Genomic DNA, 17,605 nt, shown 5'->3' with positions numbered 1-17,605 from the left:
TACCAGAAGCCAAAACCACGTTGCGCCGGTTAAAGCATGTTCCATCTTATCCCCCCCTTATCTTTTAAATTACCTACGAAATCCTTTAGTTCCTATTATATTATGAAGATTTTATAGTCATTCTGCAAAATTCCTTTTTAACATTCCTAAAATGAATAGGAACGATGCATGTTCTATGCTACTATGTTCTTAAGAATATGGTGTGAAAGGACATCACGTATTGAAAAAAGCTGCAATCATTATTGTTAGTACAAGCTTACTTGTTCCTCTCCAATTAGGAGCTGCTTCTGAACATTCTTTTTGGGAACAACCTAAAGAGAACCATGAAACAGAAGAAAACATGACCCAAGAAGAATGGGAGAAAACGTGGAAAGAAGCACAAGAAGAAGCGGAAAAATCTGAAGAAGATACTCGATCAGAAGAAGAAAAACTTAAAGATTTCGATCAAAAATGGAAATCAACCGGCAATACAGAAAAATCCGATTCTGAAGAGGCATCCTTTTCTAACCATTGGAACAGCTTTGGTTTTGAATTTGGATCTTTCGGTCAACTGTGGAACCGTCTTTTTCATCCAACACCCAGCTTAGACGACAGCAACGAAAAAGAGGACCATTCTCTAGAGCCGTCAGAATTCTCTTTCTCCGCTACAGAACGAGAAAATACTCAAACGGAAGATAGAAACGCTTCATTTGAACAAAAATGGGTTTGAAGGGACATATAAAAATCAGGAAGAGGAAAACAATAACCATTGGGAAGATTCCTTTGACAGCAGCACGGGTACATATGAAAGTTCAAACTAACCAAAAAAACTAGTTACGAAAAAGAAGCTGCACAAGAGATCCAGGGTTCGTTCAAACGATAATAAAATGGAGCCATTTCACTTCAAGAATGGCTCCATCTTTCTTTTGTTTAGTATGTTTTTAATTCGTTATAAAGTGTATCTCTTTCTACTGGAATACGATTTGCTTCTTTTACTAGGTATACTAATTCATCTCTTGTTAAACCTTTTGGAGACAAAGCGCCAGCGGAATGACTAATTCGTTCCTCGATGAGCGTTCCATGGATATCTGACGCCCCAAAGTTTAATGCCAGCTGTGCTACTTGTGTACCTAATGTAATAAAATAGGACTTTATGTGTTGAAAATTATCCAGCATCAAACGACTGATAGCTATTGTCTTTAAGTCTTCTACGGCACTTGTTCTTTTTGTTATTTTTGAATTGGTGCTTTTCGGCTGAACAGCCAGTGGAATAAATACTAAAAAGCCGTTTGTTTCATCTTGAAGCTCACGCAAATAAATCATATGCTGAAGTCTTTCTTCGAGCGTTTCAATCGATCCGTAAAGCATGGTTGCATGGGTAGGGATACCTAAAGAATGAGCGCTGCGATGTACGTCTAGCCATTGTTCGGTTGTTGCTTTATTTACACTCATTTTTTTCCGGTATCTTTCTGATAAAATTTCTGCTCCCCCGCCTGTTAGCGATGAAAGGCCGGCGTCTTTCAGCTTGTTAAGTACCTCTTTATAACTAAGACCGCTTTGTCTAGAGAAAAATTCAATTTCAGCCCCTGTATAAGCCTTTATGGTCACATCCGGGAAGTGTTCTTTTAACGTCCTTATAGAATCCACATAATAATCAAAAGGAACTTCCGTGTTATGGCCGCCAGTGATATGAAATTCCTTTACATTAGGTGTAATACGTTCTTTTACTTGTTCTACCATTTCCATAGGAGAATTTGTATATGCTCCGTCTTCACCTGGTTTTCTTTTGAAGTGGCAAAAAGCACAAGTGGCTTCACATACATTGGTGAAGTATAGACTCATATTTTCCACGAAATATGTTTTTTTGCCATTCTTTTTTAAGTTAGCTTGATTAGCCAGCTCGCCAATGGTTAACAAGTCCTCTGAGTTATATAGAAACAAGCCGTCTTCCATGGATAGCCTAACATTATTTTCTACTTTTTCTTTTATGTTATTAAGGCGAGAAGTGGTATCACTTTGTATTAACAAGATAATAACCTCCTAGTTGATTATGAAAACGTCCAAATCACACATACAATATGACAACAAGTAGTTATAAACATGAACAGTGACCTAGATTCATTATAAACAAAAGCCGGCTAGTATTAAATATAATTTTTTTCCACCATAAATCGTAACACTTATTCAAAAAGTAGAAAATTAAACCGGTTTTTGTCTCCGTTTTTTAATCAACTTATCCTTTACCTGAATATATTTCTTTTCTAAACAACTAAAAAATGATATGAGCGGCGGCTACGATAATTGGCAGACCTATTAATGTGCGCTCAAAAAATATAAGCACTAAATCTAAAAAACGAATAGGTATTTTAGAGGCAAGTAATAAGCCGCCTACTTCTGATAAATAAACAAGTTGTGTCACTGAAATGCAGGCTATAACAAATTTAGTTAACTCACTTTCAATACCACTGCCAATAATCGCGGGCAATAGCATATCTGCAAAACCGATAACTAATGTTTGAGCTGCTTCAGCTGCTTCTGGTATCTGCATAACATTCAAAATAGGAATTAAAGGCATTCCTAGATACTCAAACATAGGAGTATACTCAGCAATAACCAGCGCAGTAGTGCCTATGGCCATAACAACCGGAAGGACACCAAGCCACATCTCCATTACATTTTTAGCCCCGTTTTTCAAAAAAGCGCTTACACTATTGCTGTCAGAAGCACGTTTTACCGCTTGATAAAACCCTCTTTTTAATAAAGATGGTCCATATGAAACGAAATCTTTTTCCCCATGATTCTCTTTTCCATCCGCGTACCTTTTAGATTTAAGGGAAAGCGGAGGAATACGTGGAAGAACAATGGCCAGTATAAATCCCGTAAGAAAGATAGTTGCATAGTATTGGAAAAAATATTGGTCAAGTTCCATATAGCTTAAGACAACAATTGTGAATGTAATTGATACAACGGAAAATGTAGTGCCAATAACAGTTGCTTCTCTTTGTGAATAGTATCCCTCTTCATATTGCTTGCTTGTTAACAAAACTCCAATCGTTCCATCCCCGAGCCAAGATGTAATACAGTCTATAGAAGAACGGCCTGGAAGGGTAAACACCGGGCGCATTACCTTCTTTAATAATGTTCCTGAAAATTCCAGCAAACCATAATTTAATAACAAAGGCAGAAATAAACCTGCAAACAAAAAAATGGAGAATAAAAGAGGGATCAAATCATAAAATAACAAACCACCCGTATTTACGGACCACACCATCTCTGGTCCTACTTTAAATAATGTTAATACTCCATATACCAGACCGACAGCCCTGATAACAACCCAGGTTGGGCTTATATAAAAAAGGGCTCTTAAAAAAGGAGTATGTACGAGAAATTTCGGGCGTAAAATTGCCCCTGCTGTTGTAATAAACAAAAGAGAAACTACAATAAATGGGATTGCTGTCTCTAACAATGTCGTTAAACGATCTGCCAAATAGGCAACTGGTATCGTAATCTCACCTTCCACACCAATAGGCACCATAAATAATATAATCCCTGCTAAGGAGGGGATAACACATTGTAATATATTTCTCATGGAATAAACCTTATTATGTTTTTCCTTAGGCTTCTCAATTCCCATACTCCACCCCCATTATTTTTTTATCTTCAGGCGAAGGGGAATAAAGCAGTTTTTTTCCAAACAAGGATGTTATGAGTTCTACAGCAACATGAGCCGTTTGATTTTTTTGATCCAATATAGGATTTACTTCTACTATATCTGCCGAGGTAATAATATCCGCTTCTGAGAGCATTTCGAAAGCTAAATGACTTTCTCTGTATGAAATACCGCCTAATACAGGAGTACCTACTCCTGGAGCATCTTGGGGGTCAATTGAATCCAAGTCAAAGCTTAAATGAACATTACTCGTTTTATTTTTTAAATATTCGATCGTTTTTTCCATTACTCGGGTCATGCCAAGTCTATCGATATCGTGCATAGTAAAAGTTTTAATACCATGTTTTTTAATACATTCTTTTTCTCCTTCATCAATAGAACGAGCCCCTACGATTACAATATTTTCAGGTTTCACTTTCGGTAATTTCTGCCCTATGCTTGTTAGTTGTTGATTTCCTATACCTAAACTTACCGCTAGCGGCATCCCATGAATATTTCCTGAAGGGGAGGTTTCCTCCGTATTTAAATCAGGATGCGCATCATACCAAATTAATCCCAGATTTTCGTCATGCATCCCAGCGGCTGCCACTGAACCTATACTTACGCTATGATCCCCTCCTAATACAAGTGGAAAATCTCCAGCCTGTTTTATTTCTGAGAAGACAGCGGCTAGGTGAGTACTAGCTTGAATTATTGCCTGCAGATTAGTTAACCCTTCTCCCTGCAAACTTGAGGCCGGCCTTTCAACAGGAATGTTTCCTTTATCGTTTACCTTATATCCTAATTCCTCCACCTGCTCAGAAAGCCCTGCATAGCGCACAGCACTAGGTCCCATGTCTACTCCTCTGCGAATTTGTCCTAAATCCATTGGAACTCCAATTATAGAAATATTTTTCGGCATGCTCATACTTATCCTCCCTGTCATACAACTTAAGGTTATCTTTTACCTCTTTTCTAGTGATGAGTACTGGTTGTTTGTATATGATTGTTCTCCTATCCTTACTATAATTAGTTGTAAGAATAAAAGATTTTTTGCTCCTTAAACCAAAACCCCCCTCCTTTTGGGATAATCTTTCCTATGGCACGAAAAAATCTTACCTTAAATGTCGCTTTTTCTCAACGCCCTTGCTATAGCTAATTCTCTCATGTGCAAAAAAGGAATATCAGTGGTTTATGTGACCGGGTCTGTATGCGGCTTCAAATTAATTTATCAAAAGAAATCCCAAAACTGCACTCAATGTAAGTAGAGGCAGTTTTGGAAAATCTTTATCATTATTTTTACCTATTACAGCATTTGGCTGATCGTCTTCGGCTGCATGTATTGAAGAAGATAATCCGGTCCGCCAGCTTTTGCATCGGTTCCCGACATTTTAAAGCCGCCAAACGGATGGTATCCGACAATAGCACCTGTGCAGTTTCGGTTGAAATATAAATTGCCGACATGGAAATAATGTTTTGCCTTTTCAAGGTTTTCGCTGTTGTTAGAAATCACAGCACCTGTTAAACCGTATTCTGTGTTATTTGCAATTTCAAGCGCTTCATCATAATCTTTAGCTTTCGAAAAAGCCACTACTGGCCCAAAAATTTCTTCTTGCATAATACGAGCTTTTGGATCAACATCTGCAAATACAGTTGGCTGAATGAAATATCCTTTTGAGCTGTCTGCATCACCGCCTGTAACGAGACGGCCTTCTTCTTTGCCGATTTCGATGTAACTAGTAATTTTGTCAAATGCTTTTTGGTTAATAACGGGGCCCATATAGTTATCTTTACAAACAGGATCACCTAATGTTAGTTCTTTTGTGCGTGCTTCCACTCGTTTCAGCACTTCATCATACACATCTTCATGTACAACAGCTCGAGAACCAGCAGAACATTTTTGCCCTGAGAAACCAAATGCAGAGGTGATAATCGCTTCTGCTGCAGTATCAAGATTTGCTTCATTGTCTACAACGACGGTATCTTTGCCTCCCATTTCTGCAAGAACTCGTTTTAAATGGTACTGGCCTTCCTGAACAACAGCTGCGCGCTGGAACACGCGAAGACCGGTTGCCCTTGAACCTGTGAAAGTGATGATAGAAGTTTTTGGATGATCTACTAAATAATCACCGATTTTAGAAGGGTCGCCAGGGACGAAGTTAATAACGCCTTTTGGTGTACCTGCTTCTTCAAGAATCTCTACAAATTTAGCAGCAATAACTGGTGTCGGTTCAGCAGGTTTTAGAAGTACAGTGTTTCCTGTAACAAGTGGTGCTACCGTAGTTCCTGCCATAATTGCTCCAGCAAAATTCCAAGGTGGAATAGTAACTGCTACACCCATTGGCTGGTACATAAATTGGTTGTATTCTCCGTCACGGCTGTTGATTGGCTTCCCTGCTTTTAATTCAATCATTTGACGAGCGTAGTATTCGAGAAAGTCGATAGCTTCAGCGATATCCGCATCTGCTTCTTTCCAAGGCTTTCCTGCCTCTTTAACGAGTAATGCAGATAGTTCGTGTTTGCGGCGGCGCATAATTGCAGCACCACGGAATAAAATTTCCGCTCTTGCTGAAGGATTAGTATGTCTCCACGTTTCAAATGCTCGGCTTGCCGCATCAAATGCTTTGTCGACTAATTCCGGTGTTGCTTTTGAAACATTTCCAATGACTTTTTCTTTATCAGCTGGGTTGTAAGAAACCAGCTTGTCATCGGTAGTAAGTTTTTCACCATCAATGAGAAGCGGATAATCTTCTCCAAGGTACCCTTCTACTTTTTCTAATGCGTTTTGGAAATCTTTGATGTTATCTTCTTTTGTAAAGTCTGTAAATGGTTCATGTCTATAAGCTGTATACATAATTATTCTCCTCTCTTTATTAGGCGCTTAGTACTTCTTCAATTTTTTCAATTGCCCATTCTAAGTCCTCTTCCGAAATGACAAGAGGCGGCGCAAAACGAATGACGGTTTCATGCGTTTCTTTACAAAGCAATCCTTTTTCCTTTAGTTTTTCACAATAAGGACGAGCCGCTTCTGTAAGCTCTACTCCGATAAAGAGACCTTTCCCTCGGATTTCTTTAATTTTCGGGTTATCGATGTCGCTAATTCTCGCTTTAAAGTAGTTTCCAAGTTTTTGAGAACGCTCTACCAAATTTTCTTCTTCCAACACATCCAGTGCTGCGACAGAAACAGCTGCCCCAAGCGGATTACCTCCAAAAGTAGACCCATGAGAACCAGGATTAAATACACTAAGGATGTTTGCATTTGCAGCTAGACAGGAAATCGGAAAAACTCCGCCCCCAAGAGCTTTACCGAGAATATACATATCCGGTTCTACCTCTTCCCAGTCACACGCAAATGTTTTTCCTGTACGTCCAAGGCCGCTTTGAATTTCATCAGCTGCAAACAGCACGCTATTTTCCTCGCACACCTCTTTTGCTTCTTTCAGGAAACCGTCCTGAGGAATAACAATTCCTGCTTCTCCCTGAATAGGTTCCAGCAAAAATCCGGCTGTGTTCGGTGTAATGGCTGCTTTTAAAGCATCAATATCACCGTAAGGAACAATCTTAATTCCCGGAAGCATCGGGCCGAAGCCGCGTTTATATTCTTCTTCTGATGACAAAGAAACGGCTGACATTGTTCTTCCATGGAAATTCCCTTCACAAGCAATAATTTCTGCCATTCCTTCTTTAATATTTTTGTTATCATATCCCCAACGGCGAATGGCTTTAATAGCTGTTTCCACCGCTTCAGCCCCCGTGTTCATCGGCAGCACCATTTCTTTATTAGTCAGGCTGCAGACTTTTTCATAAAATGTGCCCAATTGGTCATTGTGGAATGCCCGGGATGTCAGCGTTACTTTGTCAGCCTGATCTTTTAAAGCCTGAATAATTTTGGGGTGGCGATGACCTTGGTTTAATGCAGAGTATGCACTTAACATGTCAATATACCTTCTACCTTCAGGATCTTCTACCCAAACACCCTCTGCCTTTGATATAACTATCGGTAAAGGATGATAGTTTCTTGCACCATATTTTTCTGTATGTTTAATAATCGAATGAGTAGGTGTTATTAACGTCATGACTTATCTCCTTCTCTCTTTTTTAAAATTTCAAACTATATAAATGCAATATCCATGCCAATGTAAAAATTGCGTATAAACAGTTCCTTTTCGATTGGGTATGAAAAATTATTTTTCTTATGATTAAAATTTTTCTTTATTTTAAAAATTATTTTGCGTTTTTCCCTTAAAGGTGTCGTTGTACTTTTATTATCATCCCAATAAATTTATTCTCTAATATTAGGAAAACTTGGCTTACCGCCAAGTCCTTATGGCGGAAGTCGTAGTTTTTCTTATACTTTGTTCCTTTAACAAAGTTAAACTTTCCAAAAGTAGAACAAGAAAAAATCATCCTTGTACAGGATGATTTTATTACACTCTTATTTTTTTGATTCCCAATTTTTTAAGGCGGTATTGCAAACTTTGCCTGCTTAGACCAAGTGTATCAGCTGTTTTTTTTATATGGTAATCGTTTTGTTCCAGAACTTTTTTTACATAAGCTTTTTCTTTATCAAATAAATATTCCTTCAATGAACAATTTTCTATGTGTATCTCCATTAAGTCCTTTGAATTTTTTTGAGGATTGTTATTTTCTTCCACTACCAGTCTTTTACGTAAATGCCGCGGAAGGTGTTTTTCTTCTATTTTCTCTTCATCGGTTATCAAGTTCATTGCTCCTTCAATAACGTGTTCTACCTCTCGAACATTACCCGGCCAGTGATATTCCTGGAAAAAGCGCTGAACCCCGTCACTTATCTCTTTTACATTTAATTGAAACAGTTCATTGTATGAATTCATAAAAAAATCAACTAGTTCTTTCATATCGTCTTTTCTATCACGCAGAGGCGGTATGAATAACGATACAACGCTAAGCCGGTAATACAAGTCCTTTCGGAGACGCCCTTCTGTCACAGCATCAATGGGATCTTCATTCATTGTTGCGATCAGACGGATATCCGTTTCCCTTTCTTTTGTGTCCCCGACTCTTCGAATAGTTTTTTCTTGAATAGCTCGAAGTAATTTCGACTGTAAATTAGGGCTGAGCGAATTAATCTCATCAAGAAGCAGCGTTCCCCCTTCCGCTTGTTCAAATAACCCTGGGCGGTCTTCAGAACCCGTAAATGCGCCTTTTTTTGTACCAAATAAAATACCTTCAATTAAGCTGTCGGGCAAGGCAGCACAGTTTTGACTAATAAAAGGGCCAGAGGAACGACTGCTTCCATTGTGGATACTTTGGGCAAAAATTTCTTTTCCCGTCCCCGTCTCCCCAATTATCAGAATAGAAGAACTCGTCCTAGTGGCTCGCTTGGCTTGATCAATAACTTCTTTAATTTCGGAGCTTCTGCCGATAATGCTGTCAAATGAATACTTGCGATGTCCCCTCTTCATATTTTCTTGTACCATTCTCTCAAGTTTTGTAATGTCTTTTGTTACCTCTAGTGCTCCAACAATGGTACCGTTTTGTTTCACAGGAAAGGTGTTATTAATAGTTGTAATTTCTATACCTTTGTTATTCAAATACGTCTGTTTAACGTTTCTCGATTCAATTCCCTTTGAAAGAGCATTTTCAAGTGTACTTTCCTGTCCTTCGTTAAATTTAAACACTTCTGATATATGTTTGTTCAAGACTTCTTGTGCATTCATATTTTCAATTTCTGACATTTTGACATTATAAATAATTGTTTTTCCTGTTGAATCTACTGCGTGTACTCCAGTATCAATCTCATCCATTAATTTTTCATAAATAATTCCTTGTTGGGTTTTTTCTATATCTGTCATTGATATCACCCTTATAAAATATAAAAAATTATTTTTCTTTTCTTTAAAAATTTTTCTTCATAATACCAGTTTCATTTCATAAAAGCAAAAATTATTTTCTTCCCATAGGCTTTTAATGGGGATTTTATATATTTCTAACTTGGCACAATTCTTGAATAAGAGAGTAGTAAGTTTTTAATTAAGGAGGCAGCATTTTATGACTACCATTACCGAACAAAAGTCGTCAGCCACTTCTTTATTACAATCAGCGCAAGCTACGATGAAAAATGCAACCAACAAACTCGGTTACCCGGATGAAATGTTTGCATTACTAAAAGAGCCCGTTAGAATGATGACAGTCCGTATTCCAGTACGTATGGACAACGGACGTACGCAGGTTTTTACAGGGTTTCGAGCGCAGCACAATGATGCGGTTGGCCCAACGAAAGGCGGTGTTCGTTTTCACCCTTCCGTTTCTGAGGAAGAAGTAAAATCTCTTTCTCTTTGGATGAGTCTAAAATGCGGAATTAACAATTTACCATATGGCGGAGGTAAAGGCGGAGTCATTTGCGACCCCCGGCAAATGTCATTTGCAGAACTCGAACGTTTAAGTCGAGGATATGTTCGAATGATCAGCCAAATTGTCGGACCAACCAAAGACATTCCCGCCCCTGATGTGTATACGAACTCCCAAATTATGGCCTGGATGATGGATGAATACAGCCGCATCAAAGAATTTGATTCACCTGGATTTATCACCGGGAAACCAGTTGTACTCGGTGGATCTCAGGGCCGGGAAACAGCAACAGCGAGAGGCGTGCTCATATGTATAGAAGAAGCAGTCAACGTATTAAACAAAAAATTGGAGGACGCTCGGGTCATTATTCAAGGTTTTGGGAATGCAGGAAGCTTCATTGCCAAGTTTTTGTACGACAAAGGTGCACAAGTGGTTGGGATCAGCGATGTGCTGGGTGCTTTGTATGATCCGGACGGACTTGATATCTCTACATTGAACGAACGCAGAGACAGTTTTGGAATGGTAACCAATCAATTTAAGAATACGATTACGAATGAAGAACTCATGGAAAAAGAGTGTGACATTCTTATCCCAGCTGCTATTGCTAATCAAATCACCGAACGAAATGCCGGCCGTATTAAAGCAAAAATAGTGGTAGAAGCTGCAAATGGACCAACAACTTCAAAAGCTACTAAAATTCTAACCGATAACAATATTTTATTAATCCCGGATTTGTTAGCCAGCTCAGGGGGTGTAATTGTTTCTTACTTCGAATGGGTACAAAACAACCAGGGATATTACTGGTCAGAAGAAGAAGTGGACCATAAGCTGCATACTAAAATGGTACATTCTTTTCATAAAGTGTATGAAACAGCATCACGTTACAAATCTGACATGCGTACAGCTGCCTATATCGCAGGTACCAGAAAAATGGCTGAAGCCAGTCGTTTCCGAGGCTGGATATAAATAAAAATAACTTTCTAAGGAGGAATGAGTAATGTTTCAAAGAACACACGAAGTCCTATGTCCGCATTATGGAAAAGTAACCAATGTACATGTACAACCATAAGCTTTACGAACACATATTGAAACCTCAAAAAAGAGCAGTGTTTAAAGTCAACTCTTTTTCAATTATTTTCCATTTCTAATAAAGATCAACAATTCCATATCGTTTGTACTCAATCGGACATTCACTATTTTAAGCTTGAGAAGTCGTTAACATGGACTGATGTCATAAAAAAGCCAGAAAACCACTAATTTTAGTGGTTTTCTGGCTTTATTCTTATTCCATTTAAATTCCATTAAAGCGTTCTTTTATTGAAGACTTAACTTCAAGATAAAATACTCTTTACGGACAAATCAATCATTTCTTTTCGAAAACGTTTCTCGATACTCTTCTTCTTGATTCGTTTTGTTGTATCGTTGATCATCTATCTTTAAAACGGAAACACCATAATTTAAAGCACGAGCATATTCATCGGAAATTTTCCTGGCTAATTTTTATACCCTGCTCACAATTAAATCGTTTATTATTTTGGAACATTTTTTCTAACCAAGGGTTAATAATGAGCTTTCTTCTCCCCAAGTATCCCAAGAGGCATAATCCTATCTAGTAAAAACATCTCCAAGTAAGTGTCTGGATACCATTTCACACCTAGCCTTTCAAGCTCTCAAGACTTAAAATAGGGGCACGGCATGAAAGAGAAGGAGCCATTTTCCACCTATAGGCTCCTTCTCCTTAAATTTTTATTTCAATTTCAATTTAAGACTGAGTTTCAATCCGTTTCCGTTGCTCGATACCCCCATTGCAGCTCCTTCCCTGCGTGAATCAGCTGCTCCATAGTACGTTCCGTTTTCATGATCTATTAAAATACTTTGGACGTTTCCAATGGATCGCGGGCTGTTTTCATAACGGTGTCCCATTTCTACTAAATCTTCTCTGACCTCTTCCGGCACTCCTTCTTCCCATCTGGTCAAGGAAGTATGCGAGTTATAAATTCTCGGTTCTTCTATAGCTTCTTTTAAATCCATATCATACTCTATGATATTTAAAAATGTTTGCAGCACAGAAGCAATGATTGTCGGTCCGCCTGGTGACCCTAAGGTTAACACTGGCTTTCCATCTTCTAACACGATGGTCGGCGTCATTGAGCTCAGCGGCCGTTTGTTTGGCTGTACTTCATTAGCACCGCCTGGCCTGGCATCAAAATCAGTCAACTCATTATTTAACATAAACCCATATTCTGGAACCATTATACCGGTGCCAAATACTTGTTCAATCGTCGTTGTATAGGAGACCACATTCCCCCATTTGTCGGCTACCGTAAAGTGTGTGGTTTCACCAATTTCTTTGTCATCTTCTTGTTCTACTACTTCTTTCGTTTGTTCCGCATCTTCATACTTCCACGGATCCCCTGCTTTGACATTTTCATTTATTTCATCCACAGACAATAAGCCTTTTCTTTCTTGAATATAATCCGGATGCAGGAGTCCTTCCATTGGTACATCTACAAATTCTGGATCACCTGCAAAAGCTGCCCGGTCCGCATAAGCAAGCCTCATCACCTCAGATAATAGATGATATTTTTCAACAGAGCGGCTATCATACTGACTAATATCAAAGTCTTCTAACATTTTAATCATTTGCAGGAGAAACAAACCGCCAGAGCTTGGAGGAGGCATGCTTGCAATTTCATACCCTTTATAGTCTCCATATACAGCATCATCCACTGTAACGTCGTAGTTTTGAAGATCTTTCTCTGCCATACTTCCTTCGAAGTCCTGAACGGTTTCTGCCAATGCTTTGCCGATTTTTCCATCATACAAAACGTCGGATCCATCAGAACGAATTAATTTTAACGTATGAGCTAAATCTTCTTGCTTAAATATTGTTCCTTCTTCCAGCGGTTTTCCATCGGGAAGAAAAACGTCAGCAGCCGCACTTTTTGATAGTTTTCCTTCATTTTCTTCAATGGCTTGTACTAACTGTCTGTCCACTTCGAATCCTTTTTCCGCTAATTTCACGGCGGGGGTGATGAGCTGCTGTATAGGGCGCGTGCCCCATTTGTCCAGCGCCTCCTCCAATCCTTTCAATGTACCCGGAACACCTACTGCATCACCGCTTGTCGACCGAACTGAAAATGGAATAATTTTACCATCTTCGTCTAAAAACATATCCGGTTTGGCACCCTCAGGTGCGCGTTCGCGGCTGTTTATAATGGATATGTCCTCTGTGTCAGCATCATAAACCATCATAAACCCTCCGCCGCCAATCCCTGACATATACGGCTCTACCACATTTAATGCAAACTGAACAGCCACAGAAGCGTCAACCGCATTTCCACCCTTTTTTAAAATTTCTGCCCCAATTTCTGTTGCTAATGGATGAGAGGTGGAAACCATACCATCTGTGCCTTCTGCTACTTCCTCTGTCTCTGTTTGTTGATTTTTCGCTAAAGTTTGCAGAGGGGATACACTTCCGATTAAAAAAATGATAAGAACTATAGATAAAACCTTTGTTGCTGTGACCTTCATGTTTTTCAGCTCCTTTTTTAAAGTTGGTTCACCCTAATTTCTCTGATGAAATTGTTTAAATAACAATTTTCCGCCAACTGTCGAATGGTCCACACTTACTCTTTTTAGGTTATAATCAGAATTTTTGTCATATTCTGAAAAATAATCGCGAAAGGAACCACTTAATTTTCCATCATCATGGAGTAATCCTACAAGATAGTCTAAACGTTCACCTCCTATCTCCTTCCAAAAGGGTTGACAGCTGACTGACTCCCATTAAAAAGTTCTTGAACCTGCCTGTACTTTATCTATATTTCTTATGTGAGCAATATAGTCCATGAAGTCACCTCTAATAATCAAGCCCTATTTACATTATTTTACCATATAAATTTACATTATATAGGGAATTTTTCATTTTGTTTACAAAAGTTACTTGATCTAAAATAATTACTCTGGTGTTAACGGTGTCTTTGCTTCAGTCGATTTATTACGAGTTCATGTCAGTAACAAGTCGACAGAGAACTTTTACGCAAGAGAAATTTTTTTGTTCACACGCAAAGGAAAGAGGGTTAGAATGATTATAAGCCCTCCCTTATATTGATGGTTTGTCAGAAATAGCTTATAAAGGTAAATTTATTTTCCTTTCATAAATGTTTCGTATTTGCTAATTTGGTGGAGCGTCAGAAAATAGGATTTACAACGGTAAGGAAAATCGAATATTAAAAAGAGCCCAATTTCTTTATTTTAATACAGAGAAATTGGGCTCTTTTTCGTTATTCCGTTAAAATGCCCCTATAATAAAAGGTTTTTTTTAATTACAAAAATTTATAATTTCAAAAAAGAACATCCTTTATTTTTAGCTAACGGAAAAAATTTTAATCAAACTTTATTCAAAAAAGCCTGCAATAGATTTTGCAAGCTTTTCGGTTATTGAATTGTATCGATTTCGACTGGCCCATGGTCATCACTATGAATGGGAACCCTTGTTTTTTCCATTCAAAAGGAGAACGGAGAAGTGTCAGAAGTAATAATTGGGGTGAGCGGCATTATTAAAAATGTTAATGTTACCACGAGTAAAAAATTTCTTCGGAAAACGCTCCTCGCTATGATTGAAGATGACATGCTATTGTCAGGCAGTGACTAAAAAGGACGAGAGACTAGTATAAAAACGTCTCACAAAACTTTTTCCACTTTCTTTTGTAAACAAAATAGGCTGAACGTCCACAAATGTAAGTTGATGGTTAAATTGCGTTTCAGCATATCAAGAATTTCACATCTCAATTAAGGAAACAAAACGAAAAAAGATAAAAAATAGGAAGGAATTACCACTTAATTTCACGAATCCCTTTGTAGTTTGAAGGGAGGGATTCCTTATGTCCATGAAAGCATCTGGCGTATTTTATCCGTTTCCTTTTTTAGAAACGGAGCGATTACGTTTAAGAAGGCTGCATCAGGAGGACTTATACGCTGTATTTGACTATGCCTCTAGACCCGAAGTCAGTGAGCATGTCCTGTGGGATACACACCGATCAACCGACGACACACAGCAATTTTTAGATATTGCATTTGAAAAATACAAGCAGGGTAGCATCGCTCCATTCGGAATAGAACGGAAAGAATCAGCTGAATTGGTTGGAACAATTGATTATGTGTGGTGGGAACAGGGGCATGCCGCTGCAGAGATTGGCTATGTTCTCTCACCATACTATTGGGGGCAGGGGATCATACCTGAAGCGGCATCGAAACTTGTTTCCTTCGGCTTTGAACGAATGGGTCTTGTTCGAATTGAAGCACGGTGCTATACAGAAAATAAAAATTCCATGCGTGTAATGGATAAATTAGGCATGACATACGAAGGTACATTAAGACAGTGTATGCTCGTTAAAGGTGTACGCCGTGATATAAATATTTACGGTCTGTTAAAACATGAATGGAAAAAATGACAGAAGTCGGATCAGGTTATAACAGCCTGATCCGTTTTATGGACAAAACATTTCAACATGATGGTGAAGGTTAACAAATTCCGCTGGAAGTTTCCCCCCGTACTCTCCGTCTAAATTGAGCTGCATGTCTCCTTCGACATCGATTTTAATTCTGTTTGCTTGTACATATATTACTTTTTCATGGTGAAGGTGTTCTCCATTTAACGCTTGTGTACCGATACGGACAAGTTCCGGCAGGTTCGTTTTTTTAATAATAATCATGTCAAACATACCATCGTTATATTTAGCATTCGGAAGTAGTTTCTCAAACCCCCCTACCGAATTTGTATTAGAAATAAGAAACATCATAATTTGCCCTTCATATAACTTGCCATCATACTCCATTTTTACATATTTCGGTTTCAAAGACCGCAGCTTTTCAAACCCTTTTACGTAATAAGCGAGCTGCCCCATCATGGTTTTCAGCTTGCTTGGAGTATCATATGTTAACTCGGTCAGTTTACCGCCCGCTGCAATATTAATAAAATATTGGTCGTTCACTTTTCCAATATCAATAGGGCGGCTTTTCCCTGAACAAAGCACGTCACAGACTTGTTCAATATTATTTCCGCTAATCCCAAGAGCTCTCGCCAAATCATTGGTCGTCCCTGCTGGAATTAACCCTAGCTTCGGACGTGTTTCAAGGTCTGCCAAGCCATTTACTACTTCAAAAATAGTGCCGTCCCCACCGGCTGCCACGACCATGTCAAAGCCGGATATTCCGGCTCTTCTTGCTTCTTTTCTCGCGCATCCTTCTCTTTTGGTCATGTGAGCAGAGGTTTCATACCCTTCCATTTCCAGGCGGTCTAAAATATATGGCAGCTGCTTTTTCATTTGTTCTCGACCCGATGTCGGGTTATAAATGATACGTGCATGTTTCATGTTTGTTCTCCTAATTATATATATTCCATCTTGTTTTTTATACTATATCATATTCAAAATGTTTTCTAATAAGCCGATATTAGTATGGAACTAAACATTATCTCTAGCAGCCCTTTGAAAACCTAAATAATTTGTTTCCACAAATTTATAAAAACGGTCTTGACCTTTTTCTTCAAACACAAACAAAGCTTTTTTCATATTTTGAAGGGCTTCACGTTTTTTTCCAGAATAAAAGAGATAAATTCCTTTTTGATAATATAGTTCTCCTAGAAGGTATAAAGAGTCCTTTTTGAAAATAAAATTAATACCTTCATCAGCAACTTTTACCGCTTCTTCAAAATTATGCAATCGAAAATACACAATGCTAAGATTATAATAAAGCTTATAAATTGGCGGTGCACTTCCATGAACCGGTAATTTCTTTGCCATTTTTTTTGCTTGCTCGTAATAATATAACGCTTGTTCATACTTTTGCGTGTCTGAATACATATTTCCAAGGCTAATATAAATCCCTATATCATCATTTGTAATTGTTTTTTTAGAATGAGTTTCTATGTCCATTGCCACTTTCAGTAACTCTATAGCGTCTTCTTTTTCTTGGGTGAGGTTGAAATGACAAACACTTTTTTTCCATAATAAAAACTTTCGATGAGTAGCCTTTCGAAACAAAGGATTTTTTAGTTCTTCTTTAATAATTTCAACAGCTTCTTTATATTTCCATTTACTAACCAAATCCTCTATCTTATCTTTCGTTTCTTGTATATAATTAAATCTTGGAGCTTCTTGTTCCTCAAAAAAATAACTGATGTCCACCCCCAGTCTTAATCCCAACTGCTGCAATATGTCTGCTGTAGGCTGTGTTTCTCCTCTTTCAATTTTTGAAACCGCCTTTTGTGAACATATATTTTTGGCCAGCTCTCTTTGACTGACATTGTAGTATTCTCTTAAATCTTTTAACTTGATCCCTAGTGAGGATCCTTCCATTATTTTCCCTCCAACTACAGAGTACTATAGTTCTCTTAATTAGTATATTACCATGAAATTTTTACTTTAAAAGCCCTCATTTACTCTCATACCTTATAAAGGCAGATGTGTTTTTTTTCAATTTGTGTAACAATATACCCAGGATGAAATCAATAATAAAAAAAATCAGTGGGGAGGAATTATTGTGAGAAAATTACAAGCTTTGAGTATGATAGTTTTTATTTTAGCCGTACTAGCATCTACTGGTGATGTAAGTACTTTAGATGTATCCTTGCCACACGCTTAT

Annotated in this window: 13 protein-coding genes; 4 read left to right on the top strand and 9 right to left on the bottom strand. The window is 38.1% G+C overall.

Annotation, left to right across the window (positions count from 1 at the left end):
- Positions 1–220 precede the first annotated feature (220 nt).
- On the top strand, positions 221–709 hold the full coding sequence (locus CEF16_RS19945; RefSeq protein WP_091585667.1) for a hypothetical protein: 489 nt from the start codon (positions 221–223) through the stop codon (positions 707–709).
- 200 nt (positions 710–909) lie between these two features.
- Here CEF16_RS19945 and mqnE read toward each other — a convergent pair whose 3' ends face one another.
- The 6 genes from mqnE to CEF16_RS19915 form a co-directional block, all read right to left on the bottom strand.
- Positions 910–2,013, bottom strand: coding sequence for an aminofutalosine synthase MqnE (mqnE, locus tag CEF16_RS19940; RefSeq protein ID WP_091585665.1), 1,104 nt, complete (start codon positions 2,011–2,013; stop codon positions 910–912).
- Between the two features lie 235 nt (positions 2,014–2,248).
- Entirely contained in the window at positions 2,249–3,613 is a 1,365-nt protein-coding gene (locus CEF16_RS19935) for a YjiH family protein (RefSeq protein ID WP_091585663.1), read from the bottom strand.
- Positions 3,603–4,550 (bottom strand): arginase, encoded by a 948-nt coding sequence (gene rocF, locus CEF16_RS19930; RefSeq protein ID WP_091585793.1) that lies wholly within the window; start codon positions 4,548–4,550, stop codon positions 3,603–3,605. The genes CEF16_RS19935 and rocF overlap by 11 nt, the downstream gene beginning before the upstream one ends.
- Positions 4,551–4,934: 384 nt before the next feature.
- Positions 4,935–6,482, bottom strand: a complete 1,548-nt coding sequence (gene pruA, locus CEF16_RS19925) for an L-glutamate gamma-semialdehyde dehydrogenase (protein WP_091585661.1) — start codon at positions 6,480–6,482, stop codon at positions 4,935–4,937.
- Positions 6,483–6,501: 19 nt separating this feature from the next.
- Positions 6,502–7,704: an ornithine--oxo-acid transaminase gene (locus tag CEF16_RS19920; RefSeq protein ID WP_091585659.1), complete on the bottom strand. Its 1,203-nt coding sequence runs from the start codon at positions 7,702–7,704 to the stop codon at positions 6,502–6,504.
- Between the two features lie 351 nt (positions 7,705–8,055).
- Positions 8,056–9,462 carry a sigma-54 interaction domain-containing protein gene (locus tag CEF16_RS19915; protein WP_091585657.1) on the bottom strand — a complete coding sequence of 469 codons (1,407 nt, stop codon included), beginning with the start codon at positions 9,460–9,462 and terminating at the stop codon, positions 8,056–8,058.
- Between the two features lie 259 nt (positions 9,463–9,721).
- On the opposite strand from CEF16_RS19915, the gene CEF16_RS19910 reads away from it, so the two are divergent.
- Positions 9,722–10,924, top strand: coding sequence for a Glu/Leu/Phe/Val family dehydrogenase (locus CEF16_RS19910; protein ID WP_245918014.1), 1,203 nt, complete (start codon positions 9,722–9,724; stop codon positions 10,922–10,924).
- A 780-nt stretch (positions 10,925–11,704) separates the two neighbouring features.
- Here the strand turns inward: CEF16_RS19910 and ggt are convergent.
- Positions 11,705–13,492, bottom strand: a complete 1,788-nt coding sequence (ggt, locus tag CEF16_RS19905; protein ID WP_091585653.1) for a gamma-glutamyltransferase — start codon at positions 13,490–13,492, stop codon at positions 11,705–11,707.
- Between the two features lie 994 nt (positions 13,493–14,486).
- On the opposite strand from ggt, the gene CEF16_RS25005 reads away from it, so the two are divergent.
- Together CEF16_RS25005 and CEF16_RS19900 are read left to right on the top strand one after the other, a co-directional pair.
- On the top strand, positions 14,487–14,615 hold the full coding sequence (locus tag CEF16_RS25005; RefSeq protein ID WP_281259196.1) for a biotin/lipoyl attachment domain-containing protein: 129 nt from the start codon (positions 14,487–14,489) through the stop codon (positions 14,613–14,615).
- 229 nt (positions 14,616–14,844) lie between these two features.
- Positions 14,845–15,414, top strand: coding sequence for a GNAT family N-acetyltransferase (locus CEF16_RS19900; RefSeq protein WP_245917933.1), 570 nt, complete (start codon positions 14,845–14,847; stop codon positions 15,412–15,414).
- A 36-nt stretch (positions 15,415–15,450) separates the two neighbouring features.
- Here the strand turns inward: CEF16_RS19900 and CEF16_RS19895 are convergent, their stop codons facing one another.
- Positions 15,451–16,335 carry a diacylglycerol kinase gene (locus CEF16_RS19895; protein WP_091585651.1) on the bottom strand — a complete coding sequence of 295 codons (885 nt, stop codon included), beginning with the start codon at positions 16,333–16,335 and terminating at the stop codon, positions 15,451–15,453.
- A gap of 90 nt (positions 16,336–16,425) precedes the next feature.
- A complete protein-coding gene (locus CEF16_RS19890) occupies positions 16,426–17,319 on the bottom strand; it encodes a helix-turn-helix domain-containing protein (protein ID WP_091585648.1) in 894 nt (297 codons plus the stop codon).
- Positions 17,320–17,605 lie beyond the last annotated feature (286 nt).

The organism is Alteribacillus bidgolensis (genome assembly GCF_002886255.1).
In the GTDB taxonomy this organism is placed as follows: Bacteria; Bacillota; Bacilli; order Bacillales; family Marinococcaceae; genus Alteribacillus; species Alteribacillus bidgolensis.
Note: the sequence above shows the minus strand (reverse complement) of the source record. Positions and strands in the feature narration are given on the sequence as shown.